Genomic DNA, 15729 nt, shown 5'->3' on the forward strand with positions numbered 1-15729 from the left:
GATCAGGCAGCACCCCGGTTCGGCTCGTGCCCGGCCGGGTGGGCCTCGCGGTCGGTGCCGGCCGGGGTTCTTCTCCAGACTGCACGGACATCGGCCGCCCGGCGACCCCTTGGTCAGGGGGCGTCCGGCCGCTCCGGGTGTACGGGCGTCATGGGCGTACCGGCCGCAGCGTACTCTCCAGAACGCCCGCCCACTGCCGGATCACCCCGGAACGTCGGTGGCTGTCGTCGGTGAGCAGGTTGGCGAGGCCGAGACCGCGGGCGAGGTCCAGCGTGGCCTGCACCGATTCGCGCACTCCGGGGCGGCTCTCGTCGGCGTCCAGGAACTCCACGGCGGCCCGGTGGGCCTCCCTCCCGACGTGTCCTTCCAGGGCGACGATCCGCTCGCGCAGAGCCTCCTCGGTGGCTGCGGCGGTCCACAGGTGCAGGGCGGCCCGGAACAGCGGGCCCGTGTAGAGGCGCACGATCATGTCGACGACGGCCCCGGTGCGGTCGGGCCCGGCGGCCGGCAGCGCGTCCGCGTGGGCGCGGACGGCGGCCAGCCGCTCGGCGGTGACGTGCTCGACGGCCGCGGTGAAGAGGCCCTCGCGGGTCGGGAAGTGGTGCTGGGCCGCGCCCCGGGAGACCCCGGCCCGCTCGGCGACCACGGTGACGGTGGAGCCGTGCCAGCCGAGTTCGGCCAGGCAGTCCACGGCCGCCGCGAGCAGCCGGGCCCTGGTCGCTCGGCTGCGGTCCTGCTGGGGGGTGCGACTGGCGGGGTGGCTGGTCATGGCGGCGGGCGGTTCCTGTTCCGGTCGGGGCGCGGCGGGTTCCGGTCGGCGCGCGGCGGGAGGATCCGCCGCGGCGGGAAGATCCTCACAGACGCGCGCCGGTCTTCGACCGCCGGGGCGGCCCCGGCCGGTCAGCGGACGGCGGCGCGCCCGGCCTCGCGGGCGCGCAGTTCGCGGCGGAGGATCTTGCCGGCCGCGGACTTGGGGACGGCGTCCACGAACTCCACCGCGCGGACCTTCTTGTACGGGGCGACCTGTCCGGCGACGTACCCGGCGACCTCCTCCTCGGTCAGGGCGCTGCCCGGGGCGCGGACCACGAAGGCCTTGGGGCACTCGGTGCCCTCGGCGTCCGGGACGCCGATCACGGCGGCGTCGGTGATCTGCGGGTGGCCGAGCAGCACGGCCTCCAGTTCGGCGGGGGCGACCTGGTAGCCCTTGTACTTGATCAGCTCCTTGACCCGGTCGACGATGTGCAGGTAGCCGCGCTCGTCCACGAAGCCGACGTCGCCGGTGTGCAGCCAGCCCTCGGCGTCGACCACCGCGGCGGTCTCGGAGGGGCGGCCGAAGTAGCCCTTCATCACCTGGGGGCCGCGGATCAGCAGCTCGCCGCGCTCGCCGGGCCCGAGGTCGCCGTCGGTGCCGTCCAGGGCGGTGACCCGCAGCTCGGTGGAGGGGACCATCCGGCCGACCGAGCCGGGCGACGGGTCGCTCTCCTGCGGGGAGACGATGTGGCTGACCGGGGAGAGTTCGGTCATGCCGTAGCCCTGGAGCAGGTGCGGGAGGCCGAGGCGCCGGGCGCAGGCGTCGGCGAGTTCTCGGTCCAGCGGGGCGGCGGCGCACAGCAGGTACTCGACCGAGGAGAGGTCGTACTCGTCCACGATCGGGTGCCTGGCCAGCGCGAGGGCGATCGGCGGGGCCACCACCAGGGCCTGGACCCGGTGTTCCTGGATCGTGCGGCAGAACTGCTCCAGGTCGAAGCGGGGCAGCACGACCACGGTGGCGCCGCAGCGCAGCGGCTGGTTGAGCAGCGCGGCCAGGCCGTAGATGTGGAAGAACGGCAGGACGGCGAGCACCCGTTCGCCCTCGGCGGGGTGGTAGAGGGCGTCGCACTGGGCGAGGTTGGTGGCGATCGAGCGGTGGGTGAGCATCACGCCCTTGGGCAGGCCGGTGGTGCCGCTGGAGTACGGCAGCACGGCGATGTCCTGCGCCGGGTCGATGGCGACCTCGGGGGCGGGGCCGGTGGCGGCGAGCAGGTCGGTGAGCGAGCGGTGGCCCTCGGCGCCGTCCAGAAGGATGATCTCGGCCAGCGGGCGGCCCTGTTCGGCGAGCAGTTCGGCGGCCGCACGGGCGGTCGAGAGGAAACGGGCGACGGTGACCAGCCAGCGGGCGCCGCTGTCGCGCAGTTGCCCGGCCAGGTCGGTGGGAGTGGCGAAGGAGGAGACGGTGGTGATGGTGGCGCCGGCCCTGGTCGCGCCGTAGTAGGCCATCGGATAGGCGGTCGAGTTGGGGCTGAAGAGGGCGACGACGTCACCGCGGCGCACGCCTGTCTCGGCCAGCCCGGCGGCCACCCGCTCGACGGCGGCGGCGAGTTGGGCGTGGCTGACCTGCGCTCCGGTGACGCCGTCGATCAGGGCCGGCCGGTCTCCGTACCGGGATGCGGCGCCGAGCACCGCCTCGTGGATGGGCAGGTCGACCACGGGGACGTCGGGGAACTCGCTTCGGAACACCAAGGTGAGCCTCCAGTAAGGAAGTTGACGTGGCAACAAAACCGGTGCGCGTTTCGGTGCGGGGCGCGTTCAGGAGCATACGGACAGTCAGGGGTCTGGCTCGGCCATTGTGGGGAACCGGGGGCGGGGCACGGGGTGGCGCGGTTGCTCCCGGGGGGCGCCCGATCGGAGGGCGCGCACCACGGCCACCCGCCCCCCGGACCGGCCCCGCCCCTGGAGCACCCCCACCGTACGGCCTCTCCCTCCGCCGCTTCCCCCGCCTCTTCCCCGGCGCTGCCCCGGGCCCGGTCCCCGGGCGCGCCGGTACCGGCCGGCTCGGTCACCGTCCGCCACGGCGCCGGTCCACCACGGCGCCGGTGCGACGGGCCGCCGGGGACTCCGTCCGGGTGTTCCCGGAGCGGGACTCCCCGGACGCGCCGGTCCCCGGCGGCGCTCCGGCCGCCGCACCGGCCATAAGGGCGGCACCGTGCCGCTCGCTCACCCGTCCGCCGGCCGGCGGCTCAGTACGACTTCGGCAGCCCGAGGGTGTGCTGGGCGACGTAGTTGAGCACCATCTCCCGGCTGACCGGGGCGACCCGCCCGACCCGGGTGGCGGCCAGCAGCGCGCCGAGCCCGTACTCCTGGGTCAGGCCGTTGCCGCCGAGGGTCTGCACCGCCTGGTCGACGGTACGGGCGGCGGCCTCCCCGGCGGCGTACTTGGCCATGTTGGCGGCCTCCCCTGCGGCCAGGTCCTCGCCCGCGTCGTAGAGCAGTCCGGCCTTCTGGGTCATCAGCCGGGCCAGCTCGATCTCCACCGCGCACTGGGCGAGCGGGTGGGACAGGCCCTGGTGGGCGCCGATCGGGGTGGACCAGACGGTGCGGGTCTTCGCGTACTCGACGGCCTTGCCGAGGGCCTGGCGGGCGAGGCCGAGCGAGAACGCGGCGGTGAGGACGCGCTCGGGGTTGAGGCCGGCGAACAGCTGGAGCAGGCCCGCGTTCTCGTCGCCGACCAGGGCGTCGGCGGGCAGCCGCACGTCGTCCAGGAACACCTGGAACTGCTTCTCGGGGGCGACGAGTTCCATCGGGATCGCCCGGTACTCGAAGCCGGGGGTGTCGCGCGGGACGACGAACAGGCAGGGCTTCAGCTTGCCGGTGCGGCCCCCACCGGTGTCCGCAGTCTCCGTACGGGCCACGAACAGCACCGCGTCGCAGTGGTCGATGCCGGAGACGAAGACCTTGCGGCCGGTCAGCAGCCAGTCCTCGCCGTCCCTGCGGGCGACGGTGGATATCCGGTGGGAGTTGGACCCGGCGTCCGGTTCGGTGATGCCGAAGGCCATCCTGCGGCTGCCGTCGGCCAGGCCGGGCAGCCAGTGGCGCTTCTGCTCCTCGGTGCCGTAACGGGCGATCACGGTGCCGCAGATCGCCGGGGAGACGATGAGCAGCAGCAGCGGGCAGCCGGCGGTGCCGAGTTCCTCCAGGACGATCGCGAGGTCGGTGATGCCGCCGCCCCCGCCGCCGTACTCGGCCGGCAGGTTGACGCCGAGGTAGCCGGCCCTGCCGGCGTCCGCCCACAGTTCGTCGGCGGGCTCCCCGGCCCTGGCCTTGGCGAGGTAGTAGGCGGAGCCGTAGCGGCGGCCGAGGTCGCCGACGGCCCGGCGCAGGGCCTGGCGTTCGGGGGTCTCCAGGAGCTGACTGCCGATGGTGGACATGGCGGGTCCTTCCTCAGGCTTCGGTGGGCCGGACGACAGCCAGCAGGGTGCCGGTTTCGACCTGCCGGCCGGGGGTGACGCGCAGTTCGACGAGGGTGCCGTCGGCGGGGGCGGCGACGCGGTGCTCCATCTTCATCGCCTCCAGGACCAGCAGCGGCCGGCCGGCGGTGACGGCGTCCCCGACGGCGGCGGTGACCCGGACGACGGTGCCGGGCATCGGGGCGAGCAGCGCGCCGGGGTCGGTGCGGACGACGGGGTCGGGGAAGCGCGGCAGGGCGGTGAGCGCGGTGCCGCCGGCCGGGGTGTCGACGTGCACCCGGTCGCCGTACCGGGCGACGCGGTAGGTGCGCCGCAGGCCGCCCTCGGACAGCACCACCCGGTCCGGCGCGGCCTCGACGAGTTCGGTGTCCGGGTGGTCCTCGGCCGCCAGGCCGGTGCGGGTGAGCCGGTAGCGGACGGCCGTCTCGGTGCCGTCCGCGGCCCGGTAGCGCCTGAGCTGCGGCTGGGAGGGCAGGTTGCGCCAGCCGGAGGGGAAGGCGCCGCGGCGGGCGGCGGCGTCGGCGAGGGCGGCGGCCAGCGCGGCGCGCCCGACGCCCTCGGTGTCCGGGGCGGTGAGTCCGGCCGCGTGTTCGGCCAGAAAACCGGTGTGCAGGTCCGCGGCCAGGAAGGCCGGGTGGCGCAGCGCGCGGACCAGCAGGTCCCGGTTGGTGGCCGGGCCGTGGATGCGGGCGCGGGCGAGCGCGTCGGCGAGCCGGCGGGCGGCGGCCGCGCGGGTGGGCGCCCAGGCGATCACCTTGGCGAGCATCGCGTCGTAGTGCGGGGTGATCTCGCCGCCGGCCGCCACCCCGGAGTCCAGCCGCAGCCCGGCGCCGGTGAACTCCTGGTACGGGGAGGTGAGTTCGAGGCGGTGCAGGGTGCCGGTGGCGGGCTGCCAGTCCTTGGCCGGGTCCTCGGCGTAGAGCCTGGCCTCGATCGCGTGGCCACGGGGTGCCGGGGGCTCGGGCGGCAGCCGCTCCCCCTCGGCGACGGCGAGTTGCAGGGCCACCAGGTCCAGTCCGGTGACCGCCTCGGTGACCGGGTGTTCGACCTGGAGTCGGGTGTTCATCTCCAGGAAGGCGAACCGGTCGTCCCCGGTGAGCAGGAACTCGGCGGTGCCCGCGCCGACGTAGCCGATCGCCTTGGCGGCCTGGCCGGCAGCGGCGTGCAGCGCGGCGCGCACCTGGGCCGGCAGGCCGGGCGCGGGGGCCTCCTCGATCACCTTCTGGTGCCGCCGTTGCAGCGAGCAGTCCCGGTCGCCGACCGTCCAGACGGTGCCGTGGGCGTCGGCCAGCAGCTGGACCTCGACGTGCCGCCCGGCGGGCAGGTAGCGCTCGCAGAACACCTCGTCCGAGCCGAAGGCCTTGGCCGCCTCGGCGCGGGCGGCCGCCAGTGCGCCGGGCAGGTCGGCCAGGCTCCGGACGACGCGCATGCCCCGGCCGCCGCCGCCCGCCGCGGCCTTGACGAGCAGCGGCAGGTCGGCCTCGGTGGGCTCGGTGAGGGCGCCCAGCACCGGCACCCCGGCCTCGGCCATCAGCCGCTTGGCGGCGGTCTTGGAGCCCATCGCGGCGATCGCGGCGGGTGGCGGGCCGACCCAGACCAGGCCCGCGTCCAGGACGGCCCGCGCGAACCCGGCGTCCTCGGAGAGGAAGCCGTAGCCGGGGTGGACGGCGTCGGCCCCGGCGGCGAGGGCGGCCCGGACGATCAGGTCGGCGCGCAGGTAGGTGTCGGCGGGAGCGGCGCCGGGCAGCCGGACGGCGGCGTCGGCCTCGCGCACGTGCGGGGCGGCCGCGTCCGGGTCGGAGTGGACGGCGGTGGTCGCGATGCCGAGCTCCCGGCAGGTGCGGAAGACCCGGCGGGCGATCTCGCCCCGGTTGGCGACCAGCAGGTTGGTGATCGGGGCCTTGGAAGTCATCGTCGGGGTTCCCTCACAGTCGGAAGACGCCGTAGCCGCGCGCGCCCTCGACCGGCGCGTTGTGGACCGCGGACAGGCAGAGGCCGAGCACCGTACGGGTGTCGCGCGGGTCGATCACGCCGTCGTCGTAGAGCCGGCCGGAGAGGAACACCGGCAGCGACTCGGCCTCGATCTGCTGCTCGACCATCGCGCGGACCGCCGCGTCCGCGTCCTCGTCGTACGGCCGGCCCTTCGCCGCGGCGGACTGCCGGGCGACGATCGACAGCACCCCGGCGAGCTGCTGCGGGCCCATCACCGCGGACTTGGCGCTCGGCCAGGAGAACAGGAAGCGCGGTTCGTACGCCCGGCCGCACATGCCGTAGTGCCCGGCGCCGTAGGAGGCGCCCATCAGCACGGACAGGTGCGGGACGGTGGAGTTGGCGACCGCGTTGATCATCATCGCGCCGTGCTTGATGATGCCGCCCTGCTCGTAGTCCTTGCCGACCATGTAGCCGGTGGTGTTGTGCAGGAAGAGCAGCGGGGTGTTCCGCTGGTTGGCCAGCTGGATGAACTGGGCGGCCTTCTGGGACTCCTGGCTGAACAGCACGCCCTGGGCGTTGGCCAGGATGCCGACCGGGTAGCCGTGGAGGCGGGCCCAGCCGGTGGCCAGGCTGGTGCCGTAGAGCGGCTTGAACTCGTCGAAGTCGGAGCCGTCGACGATCCTGGCGATCACCTCGCGCGGGTCGAAGGGCACCTTGAGGTCGCCGGGGACGATGCCCAGCAGCTCCTCCTCGTCGTACTCCGGCGGCCGGGCCAGCGGGTCAGGGCCGGGGCCGGGCCTGCGGTGGTCGAGCCGGGCGACGATCCGGCGGGCGATCCGCAGCGCGTCCGGCTCGTCCGCCGCGACGTGGTCGGCCAGTCCGGAGACGCGGGCGTGCATCTCGGCGCCGCCGAGCGACTCGTCGTCGGCCTCCTCGCCGGTGGCCATCCTCACCAGCGGCGGGCCGCCGAGGAAGACCTTGGCGCGGTCCTTGACCAGCACGGTGTGGTCGGACATGCCGGGCACGTAGGCGCCGCCCGCGGTGGAGTTGCCGAACACCACGGCCACGGTGGGGATGCCGGCGGCGGACAGCCGGGTGAGGTCGCGGAACAGCGCGCCGCCGGGGATGAAGATCTCCTTCTGGCTGGGCAGGTCGGCGCCGCCGGACTCGACCAGGCTGACCAGCGGAAGGCGGTTCCGCAGCGCGATCTCGTTGGCCCGCAGCGCCTTTCGCAGGGTCCACGGGTTGCTGGCGCCGCCGCGCACCGTCGGGTCGTTGGCGGTGATCACGCACTCGACGCCCTCGACCGTGCCGATGCCGGTGACCAGGGCCGCGCCGACCGGGTACTCGCTCCCCCAGGCGGCCAGCGGGGACAGCTCCAGGAACGGGGAGTCCTGGTCGACCAGCAGCTCGATCCGCTCGCGGGCCGGCAGTTTGCCGCGCTCGCGGTGGCGCTCCAGGTACGTGGGGCCGCCGCCCGCCAGCGCCTTGGCGTGCTCGGTGCCGAGGTCGGCGAGCTTGGCGAGCATCGCGGCCCGGTGCTCGGCGTGCTCGGGCCCGGCCGGGTCGACGCGGCTGGTCAGGACGGTCACAGCAGGACCTCCGGGATGTCGAGGTGGCGGGCCCGCAGCCACTCCCCGAGGGCCTTGGCCTGCGGGTCGAAGCGGTGCCGGGCGGCGACGCCTTCGCCGAGCAGACCGGTGATGGTGAAGTTGACCGCGCGCAGGTTCGGCAGCAGGTGCCGGGTGACGGGCAACTCGGCCGCCTCGGGCAGCAGTTCGCGCAGCGTCTCGACGGTGAGGGCGTGCGCCAGCCAGCGCCAGCCGTCCTCGGAGCGGGCCCAGAGGCCGAGGTTGGCGTCGCCGCCCTTGTCGCCGCTGCGGGCGCCGGCCACCAGGCCGATCGGGGCCCGGCGGGTGGGGCCGGCCGGCAGCGGTTCGGGCAGTTCGGCGTCCACCGGGTGGGCCTGGGCGGTGACGGGCGGCGGCGGTACGGCGATCCGGCGGCCGTCCGCCAGGACGGCGGTGTGCTCGACGACCTTGGCGTCGATGTGCGCGGTGCTGAACACCCCGTACGGCGCGCCCGGCCCCGGCGGGGCGGTGAGATGGAAGCCCGGGTATCCGGCCAGCCCCAACTCCACGGCCGCCTTGCCGAGTTCGCGCCCGACCCGGGCCGGGTCCGGATCCCGGGCGGCCAGCCGGAGCAGGGCGGAGGCGGCCTCCTCGGTCGGGGCGTCCGGGTGGTCGGTGCGGGCCAGCGTCCAGCGCAGTTCGGCGGGGCGGGAGCCGGGCGGCAGCGCGTCGGCGAACTGCCGCCGCACCAGGGCGGCCTTGGCCTCGATGTCCAGGCCGGTGAGGACGAACACCACCTCGTTGAGGTGGCCGCCGAGCCGGTTGAGGCCCGCCTTCAGGGTGGGCGGCGGGGCCTCACCGCGCACGCCGTCGATCCGGACCCGGTCCTGGCCCTCCCCGGTGAGCCGCACGGTGTCCAGCCGGGCCGTGACGTCCGGGCCGAGGTAGTGCGATCCGCCGGTCTCGTACAGGAGTTGGGCGGTGACGGTGCCGATGGTGACGGCGCCTCCGGTGCCCGGGTGCTTGGTGATCACGCTGGAGCCGTCGGCGTGCAGTTCGGCGAGCGGGAAGCCCGGCCGGGTGACGTCGTGCTCGCGGAAGAAGGCGTAGTTGCCGCCGGTCGCCTGGGCGCCGCACTCCAGGACGTGCCCGGCCACCACGGCGCCGGCCAGCGCGTCCAGGTCTTCCGGGGTCCAGCCGAAGCGGGCGATCCCGGGGCCGACGACCAGCGCCGCGTCCGTGACCCGGCCGGTCACCACCACGTCGGCGCCGCCCGCCAGGCAGGCCGCGACGCCGAACCCGCCGAGGTAGGCGTTGGCGGCCAGCAGGCCCTTCGGCAGGCCGAGTTCGGCCCGCCGCGGGAGCAGGTCGTCGCCCTCCACGTGGGCGACGGCCGCCTCGATGCCGAGCCGCCCGGCCAGGGCGCGCAGCTCCTCGGCGAGCCGGGCCGGGTTGAGCCCGCCCGCGTTGACCACGATCTTCACGTCGCGCTCGCGGGCCAGGCCGAGGCACTCCTCCATCTGCCGCAGGAAGGTCCTGGCGTAGCCGAGCGAGGGGTCCTTGAGGCGGTCGCGGGCGAGGATCAGCATGGTCAGCTCGGCGAGGTAGTCCCCGGTGAGCACGTCCAGCGGTCCGCCGGTGAGCATCTCCCGCATCGCGGCGAAGCGGTCCCCGTAGAACCCCGAGGCGTTGCCGATCCGCAGTACCGCGTCGTCGCGCGCCAATGCGCCTCCCCTGCCGATGAGTTGGGCGTACCCTCGGACGGGTTGCGCCGGGCAGCAGCGTGGCACCGGCGACAGAAATAAGCAATCACGCCTGCTTGTTTTCCCCCGGCGACCGCCCGGCCGTGCCTAGGGTGGCGATCATGACGGACTCGTACGCCGATCCGGGCACTCCGGATCACCGAAGCGCGGCACGCTACCTGTGGTGGCTGACCATCAGTCAGCGCCGGCGGGTCGCGGGCGGCGCGCTGCTCGGCACCCTCTGGATGGTCTGCCTGATGCTGCCGCCGTACCTCATGCAGCGCGCCATCGACGACGGGCTCCAGCCGGGGAGGACGGGCGTCCTGGCCGGCTGGGTGGCCGCTCTGCTCGGCGTCGCGGTGCTCAACGCCTGGCTGGGCATCATGCGCCACCGCACCATGACCCGGGTGCGGATGGACGCCACCTTCCGGACGGTCAAGGTCGTGGTCGCGCACGCCACCCGGCTGGGGGCGGCCCTGCCCCGGAAGGTCTCGGTCGGCGAGGTGGTCAGCATCGGGACGGGCGACGTCGCGCAGATCAGCCGGACGCTGACGATCACAGGACCGGGCGTCGGCGCCGTCATCGCCTACCTCGTGGCGGCCGCACTGCTGCTGTCGGTCTCCGTCCTGCTCGCCGTCGTCGTCCTGCTCGGGGTGCCGCTGCTCGCGCTGGTGATCGGGCCGCTGCTGGAGCGGCTCCAGGGCGCGGAGTCGAGGTACCGCGAGCAACAGGGCGTGCTGACGGCCAGGATCGCGGACATCGTCGGCGGCATGCGCGTCCTCAACGGCATCGGCGGCAAGGAGCTGCTGGCCGGCCGCTACGTCGACGGTTCGCGGAGCCTGCGGGCCGAGGGCTACCGGGTCGGCGCCGTGACCAGCTGGATCCAGGCCCTCTCGGTCGGCCTGCCCGCCCTCTTCCTCGCCCTGGTGACCTGGCTGGCCGCCCGGATGGCCGCCGAGGGCACCATCACGGTCGGCACGCTGGTCGCCGTCTACGGCTACGCCGCCGTCCTGGTGGTGCCGGTCGCCTCCTTCATCGAGGGCGGGTACGACCTCACCAGGGGCCTGGTGGCCGCCGGGCGGGTCGTCCGGGTGCTCGACCTGGCACCCGCCGTCGAGGACGCCGCGACCGTCCGCCCGGCTCCCGCCGGCCCGTCGGCGCTGCACGACCCCGACAGCGGGGTGGCGGTGGCCCCCGGGCAGTTGACCGCGATCGTCAGCGCCCGCCCGGCCGAGTCCGCCGCCGTGGTCGACCGGCTCGGCCGGTACAGCGCGTCCGCCGCCACCTGGGGAGGCGTTCCGCTCGCGGACGTCGCCCTGGCCGAGGTCCGCGGCCGGATCGTGGTGGCGGACAACGACGCCGACCTCTTCTCCGGCCCGCTGCGCACGGTGGTCGGGGGCCGGACCGAGCACACCGACGCGTCCATCGCCCGGGCCGTCCGGGACGCCGCCGCACAGGACGTCGTGCAGGCGCTGCCCGACGGTCTCGACACACCCGTCGAGGCCCGGGGCAGCAACCTCTCCGGCGGGCAGCGCCAGCGGCTGCGGCTCGTCCGCGCCCTGCTCGCCGACCCCGAGGTGCTGCTGCTGGTCGAGCCCACCTCCGCCGTGGACGCCCACACCGAGGCCGCCATGGCCGCCGGGCTGCACCGGGCCAGGGCCGGGCGCACCACCGCCCTCACCTCGACCTCCCCCGTCCTGCTGGAGCGGGCCGACACCGTCTGCTACCTCGCCGACGGCCGCCTGGTGGCCGCCGGCCCGCACCGGGCGCTGCTCGCGTCGGAGCCCGGCTACCGCGCGCTGGTGGCCCGCGGCGGCGACGGACCCGACGCCACCGCGTCCGCCCACTCCGAGGAGGCCGCCCGATGACCGCCCCCACCGAGACCGCCCGCGGGCTCCCGGTCGCCGGGGCCGCCGAGGCCCGCCGTGCCGCCGTGCGCCTGGTGCGCGAGGACGGCCGCGCGGTCGTCGCGATGCTGGCCCTCAACGGGCTCGCCGCGGCGGCCGGGCTGGGCGGGCCCTGGCTGCTCGGCAGAATCGTCGACGACGCCAGGGCCGGGGCCGGAACCGGCCACGTCGACCGGCTCGCCCTGGGCATCCTCTGCTTCGCCCTGGCGCAGCTGCTGCTGGGCCGCTTCGCCCGGTACGCCGGGTACCGCTTCGGCGAGCGGACCCTGGCCCGGATCCGCGAACGGTTCGTCGAGCGGGCCCTCGCCCTGCCCGCCTCGGTGGTCGAACGCGCGGGCACCGGCGACCTGATGACCCGTGGCACCGCCGACGTCGCCACCGTCGGCACCACCCTGCGCGACGCCGCGCCCGAGGTCTCCGTCGCCCTCGTCCAGGTCGTCCTCATCCTGGCCGCCATGCTCGCGGTCGACCTGCCGCTGGGCGTCTGCGGGGTGCTCTGCCTGTCCGGGATCTGGTTCGCCACCCGCTGGTACCTGCGCCGCGCCCACACCGGCTACCTCGCCGAGGGCGCCGCCGACTCCGCGCTCGCCGAGGTGCTCGGCTCCACCGCCGCCGGGGCCAGGACGGTCGAGGCGCTGGGCCTGGAGGAGCGCCGGATCGCCGCCGCCGCCGAGGCGATCGAGAACTGCCGGGCCGCCCGCACCCACACGCTCAACCTGCGCAGCGTGCTCTTCCCTGTGGTCGAGTTCTCGTACGTCGCCCCGGTCGCGGGCATCCTGCTGATCGGCGGCGCCCTGCGCGGCACCGGCGCGGTCGGCATCGGAGCGGTCGTCTCCTGCGCCCTCTACGTCTGGCAGCTCGCCGAGCCGATGGACAAGGCCCTGCTCTGGCTCGACCAGCTCCAGCGCAGCAACGCCTCCTTCGCCAGGGTCGAGGGCGTCGGCCGGATCGACGCGCCGGTCGTGACCGGTGGCGCGCGGCCCGCCGACGACCGGATCGACGTGGTCGGCGTCCGGTACGCCTACCAGGGGGAACGGGACGTCCTGCACGGCGTCGACCTGACGGTCCGCCCCGGCGAGCGACTGGCCGTGGTCGGCCCCTCGGGTGCCGGAAAGTCCACCCTGGGCCGGCTGCTGGCCGGAGCCGAGGTGCCGCGCACCGGCCGGGTGACGGTCGGGCGGGTCCCCGTCGCCGAGCTGGACCCGGCACAGCTGCGCCGCCACGTCGTCCTGGTCTCCCAGGAGCACCACGTCTTCCTCGGCACCGTCCGGGACAACCTCGGGATGGCCGCGCCCACCGCCGGCGACCAGGAGCTGCGGGCGGCGCTGGCCGCCGTCGGCGGCGACTGGGTGGACGAGCTGCCGGACGGGCTGGACACCGGACTCGGCGCCGGAGGGCACCGCCCGGACGCCCAGCAGGCCCAGCAACTCGCCCTGGCCCGCGTGGTCCTGGCCGATCCGCACACGGTGATCCTGGACGAGGCGACCTCGCTGCTCGACCCGGCCACGGCCCGGCACACCGAGCGCTCCCTGGCGGCCGTGCTCAGGGGCCGCACCGTGATCGCCATCGCCCACCGCCTGCACACCGCGCACGACGCGGACCGGGTCGCGGTGATGGACGGCGGCCGGGTGACCGAACTGGGCAGCCACGACGAGCTGTTGGCGGCCGACGGCGGCTACGCGGCGCTGTGGAGGTCCTGGCACGGCGGCTGAGGGCGCGGCCCGGCGGGTCCGGTTGCCGCACGCCGCCCGGCCCCGCGGGTCCGGTCACACCGGGCCGGCCAGCGTCTCGATCGGGTCCGCGGCCCACGGATCGGGCTCGCGGCCCACGGATCGGGCTCGCGGGTGAGGCTCGCCAGTTCCTCGGGCGGTTCGCTCCCGTCCCGGACGGCGGCCACGTAGGCCCTGGCCTCCCGCAGGCCCAGCCGCGGGGCCCGCCGGCGCAGGTGCCGCATGGCGGCGGCCGGCCCGGCACCGTCCGCGAGGCGCCGGACGTCCGCGGCGAGGGGGTCGGGCGGTCGGATGCCCCTGACCCGCCTGAGGTAGTCCTCCTCCCAGTCGTCCCGCCACTCGGTGCCGGGGACGAAGTGGATGCTCCCGTCCTCCCGGTCGACCAGGCAGGGGCCGCCGAGGAGGGTCCCGCGCAGGGCGGGGTCGCGAGCGCCCTGCCGAGGTCCAGTGGACGAGCCAGCCGACCGACCGCTCCTCGACGGCGTACGCGGCCAGCTTCGGGATCCGCCGCGCCCACGCCCAGCCCGGCCGCTCGCGCTCCAGACAGGACTCGACCAGCTCGACCGCTCGCTCCCGGGAGATCACGCCGCCCATTCTTCACCCCCGGTCAACCGGGATTCCGGCCCCTTCCGTGCTCGGTCCGCCGGCGCGGGAGCGCGCGCGTCGGCGGCCGTTCACCCCCGGGCGGGACGCCGTACAGATGCCGGTCGCCATACCCCTGACCTGCGAAGAAACAGGTGTTCGGAGCACAGGAAGTGTGTGCACGACAGCCATTGACCCGGAGTCAGGGATTCCGAAAGGATGCGCGACCATGACTACTACGCGCGTAAACCTTCTGTCGAGACGGTTGATCGCCCCGCTGCGCTGGGCGGCCCTGCTGTCGCTGCTGGTCTCGGTCGGAGTGTTCTTCGCCGGCGCCGGCGAGGCCCAGGCGGCGCCCTCGTGCGCGGTGCTCTCCACCGGTGCCGCGCCGCAGGCGAGCGCCGCCGTCCGCTCCGCCTGCGGGCTGATCGGCACCCCGTACTCGTGGGGCGGCGGCCACGGCGGGCAGCCCGGCCCGACGTACGGCCTCTGCGACCCCGCCAACGGCGCGCCCGACGACTGCCACGTCCGCGGCCTGGACTGCTCCGGCCTGGTCCGCTACGCCTACGACCTGGCCGTCGGCGAGGACGTCATCAACGGCACCACCCGGACCCAGTGGCCGACCTCCCGGGCGGTCGCCCGCTACTACCGGGCGGACGGCACCGCACCGCTGCTCCCCGGCGACCTGGTGTACTTCGGCAACACCGCCTCCACCATCCACCACGTCGCGATGTACCTCGGGCAGGGCTGGATCGTCGAGGCCCCGTACTCCGGCGGCTACGTCCGGGTGGCGGCGCTCTCCTCGCACGGCGACTACTACGGCGCCATCCGGCTGTACGGCCCCGGCAACTCCGGCACGACGCCGCCCACGCCCCCGTCGGGCGACGGCAGGTACTGGGTGGACACCTACGCCAACGCGCCGGTGTACGGCTCCCCGGCCTCCACCACCGGCACCGGGACCCTGTACCAGGGGACGAACTACGTCTACTGCAAGGCCTGGGGCCGCGAGGCGTCGAACGGCTCCGGCTACAACCACTGGTGGCTGAAGACCGACCCCGACGCGGGCCCCGGCGGCCAGTGGGTCTCCGCCCTCTACCTGTCCCGCTGGGGCAACGACACCGCCAAGGACAACAACGGCACCACCATCCCGAACTGCCCGGGCGGCGGCACCCCGCCCGCCACCGGCAAGTTCTGGGTCGACACCTACGCCAACGCGAACGTCTACCCCTCGCCGACCTCCACCTCCGCCAGCGGAACGCTGTACCAGGGGACGAACTACGTCTACTGCAAGGCCTGGGGCCGCGAGATGTCGAACGGCTCCGGCTACAACCACTGGTGGCTGAAGACCGACCCCGACGCGGGCCCCGGCGGCCAGTGGGTCTCCGCCCTCTACCTGTCCCGGTGGGGCAACGACACCGCCAAGGACAACAACGGCACCACCATCCCGAACTGCTAGGTCCGCCCGCATGCCGCCCCGGGCCGGTCGCGCGGACCGATCAGGATTCGAGAAGCGCCCGGCCCGGGTGCGCGCCTAGCGTTGCAGTCATGAACGAGATCACCATTCACTGGACCTTCCTCCCGCACACCGACCCCGAGGCCTCCCTCGCCTTCTACCGCGACCTGCTCGGCTTCGAGGTGCGCAGCGACGTCGGCGGCGGCCCGATGCGCTGGATCACCGTCGGCCCCGCCGGCCAGCCCGACGTCTCCCTGGTGCTGGAGCCGGCCTCCGCCGACCCGGGCCGCACCGAGGAGGAGCAGCGGACCATCACCGAGATGATGGCCAAGGGCACCTACGCCCGGCTCGTCCTGGGCACCCCCGACCTGGACGGCGTCTACGACCGGCTGAAGTCCGGCGGCGCCGAGCTGGTCCAGGAGCCGACCCGGCAGCCGTACGGCGTCCGGGACTGCGCGTTCCGCGACCCGGCGGGCAACATGGTCCGCTTCAACGAGGTGCGCTGACCCTCGCCGGTACCGGGCCCGTCCTGCCCGCCGCCGGACGTGCGCGAACCTGTTCGACCCCGGCCGGAAATGGTTGGATCGGG

The 15729-nt window shown here is 75.0% G+C and carries 10 protein-coding genes; 4 read left to right on the plus strand and 6 right to left on the minus strand.

Annotated elements, in window-relative coordinates:
- Positions 1–148 precede the first annotated feature (148 nt).
- From ACZ7C5_RS28365 to ACZ7C5_RS28390, 6 genes are all read right to left on the minus strand, one after another.
- A complete protein-coding gene (locus tag ACZ7C5_RS28365) occupies positions 149–769 on the minus strand; it encodes a TetR/AcrR family transcriptional regulator (protein WP_401090193.1) in 621 nt (206 codons plus the stop codon).
- A 131-nt stretch (positions 770–900) separates the two neighbouring features.
- Positions 901–2499 carry a 4-coumarate--CoA ligase family protein gene (locus tag ACZ7C5_RS28370; protein ID WP_401090191.1) on the minus strand — a complete coding sequence of 533 codons (1599 nt, stop codon included), beginning with the start codon at positions 2497–2499 and terminating at the stop codon, positions 901–903.
- A gap of 497 nt (positions 2500–2996) precedes the next feature.
- Positions 2997–4184 (minus strand): acyl-CoA dehydrogenase family protein, encoded by a 1188-nt coding sequence (locus tag ACZ7C5_RS28375; RefSeq protein WP_401090189.1) that lies wholly within the window; start codon positions 4182–4184, stop codon positions 2997–2999.
- 13 nt (positions 4185–4197) lie between these two features.
- Positions 4198–6135 (minus strand): acetyl/propionyl/methylcrotonyl-CoA carboxylase subunit alpha, encoded by a 1938-nt coding sequence (locus ACZ7C5_RS28380; protein WP_470323707.1) that lies wholly within the window; start codon positions 6133–6135, stop codon positions 4198–4200.
- 13 nt (positions 6136–6148) lie between these two features.
- Positions 6149–7747 (minus strand): acyl-CoA carboxylase subunit beta, encoded by a 1599-nt coding sequence (locus tag ACZ7C5_RS28385; RefSeq protein ID WP_470323708.1) that lies wholly within the window; start codon positions 7745–7747, stop codon positions 6149–6151.
- Positions 7744–9381: an acyclic terpene utilization AtuA family protein gene (locus tag ACZ7C5_RS28390; RefSeq protein ID WP_470323745.1), complete on the minus strand. Its 1638-nt coding sequence runs from the start codon at positions 9379–9381 to the stop codon at positions 7744–7746. Before ACZ7C5_RS28390 ends, ACZ7C5_RS28385 begins: the two co-directional genes overlap by 4 nt.
- 209 nt (positions 9382–9590) lie before the next feature.
- On the opposite strand from ACZ7C5_RS28390, the gene ACZ7C5_RS28395 reads away from it, so the two are divergent.
- The 4 genes from ACZ7C5_RS28395 to ACZ7C5_RS28410 all read left to right on the plus strand — a co-directional run bounded on the left by ACZ7C5_RS28395 (position 9591) and on the right by ACZ7C5_RS28410 (position 15646).
- Entirely contained in the window at positions 9591–11336 is a 1746-nt protein-coding gene (locus ACZ7C5_RS28395) for an ABC transporter ATP-binding protein (protein WP_401090183.1), read from the plus strand.
- Positions 11333–13087: an ABC transporter ATP-binding protein gene (locus tag ACZ7C5_RS28400; protein ID WP_470323709.1), complete on the plus strand. Its 1755-nt coding sequence runs from the start codon at positions 11333–11335 to the stop codon at positions 13085–13087. The genes ACZ7C5_RS28395 and ACZ7C5_RS28400 overlap by 4 nt, the downstream gene beginning before the upstream one ends.
- A gap of 829 nt (positions 13088–13916) precedes the next feature.
- Positions 13917–15143, plus strand: a complete 1227-nt coding sequence (locus ACZ7C5_RS28405) for a C40 family peptidase (protein WP_470323710.1) — start codon at positions 13917–13919, stop codon at positions 15141–15143.
- Between the two features lie 89 nt (positions 15144–15232).
- The gene (locus ACZ7C5_RS28410; RefSeq protein WP_401090177.1) at positions 15233–15646 is read left to right on the plus strand and encodes a VOC family protein; all 414 of its coding nucleotides are present in this window, start codon (positions 15233–15235) and stop codon (positions 15644–15646) included.
- Positions 15647–15729: the final 83 nt, after the last annotated feature.

The sequence above is a fragment of the Kitasatospora sp. NPDC036993 genome, from assembly GCF_055607525.1.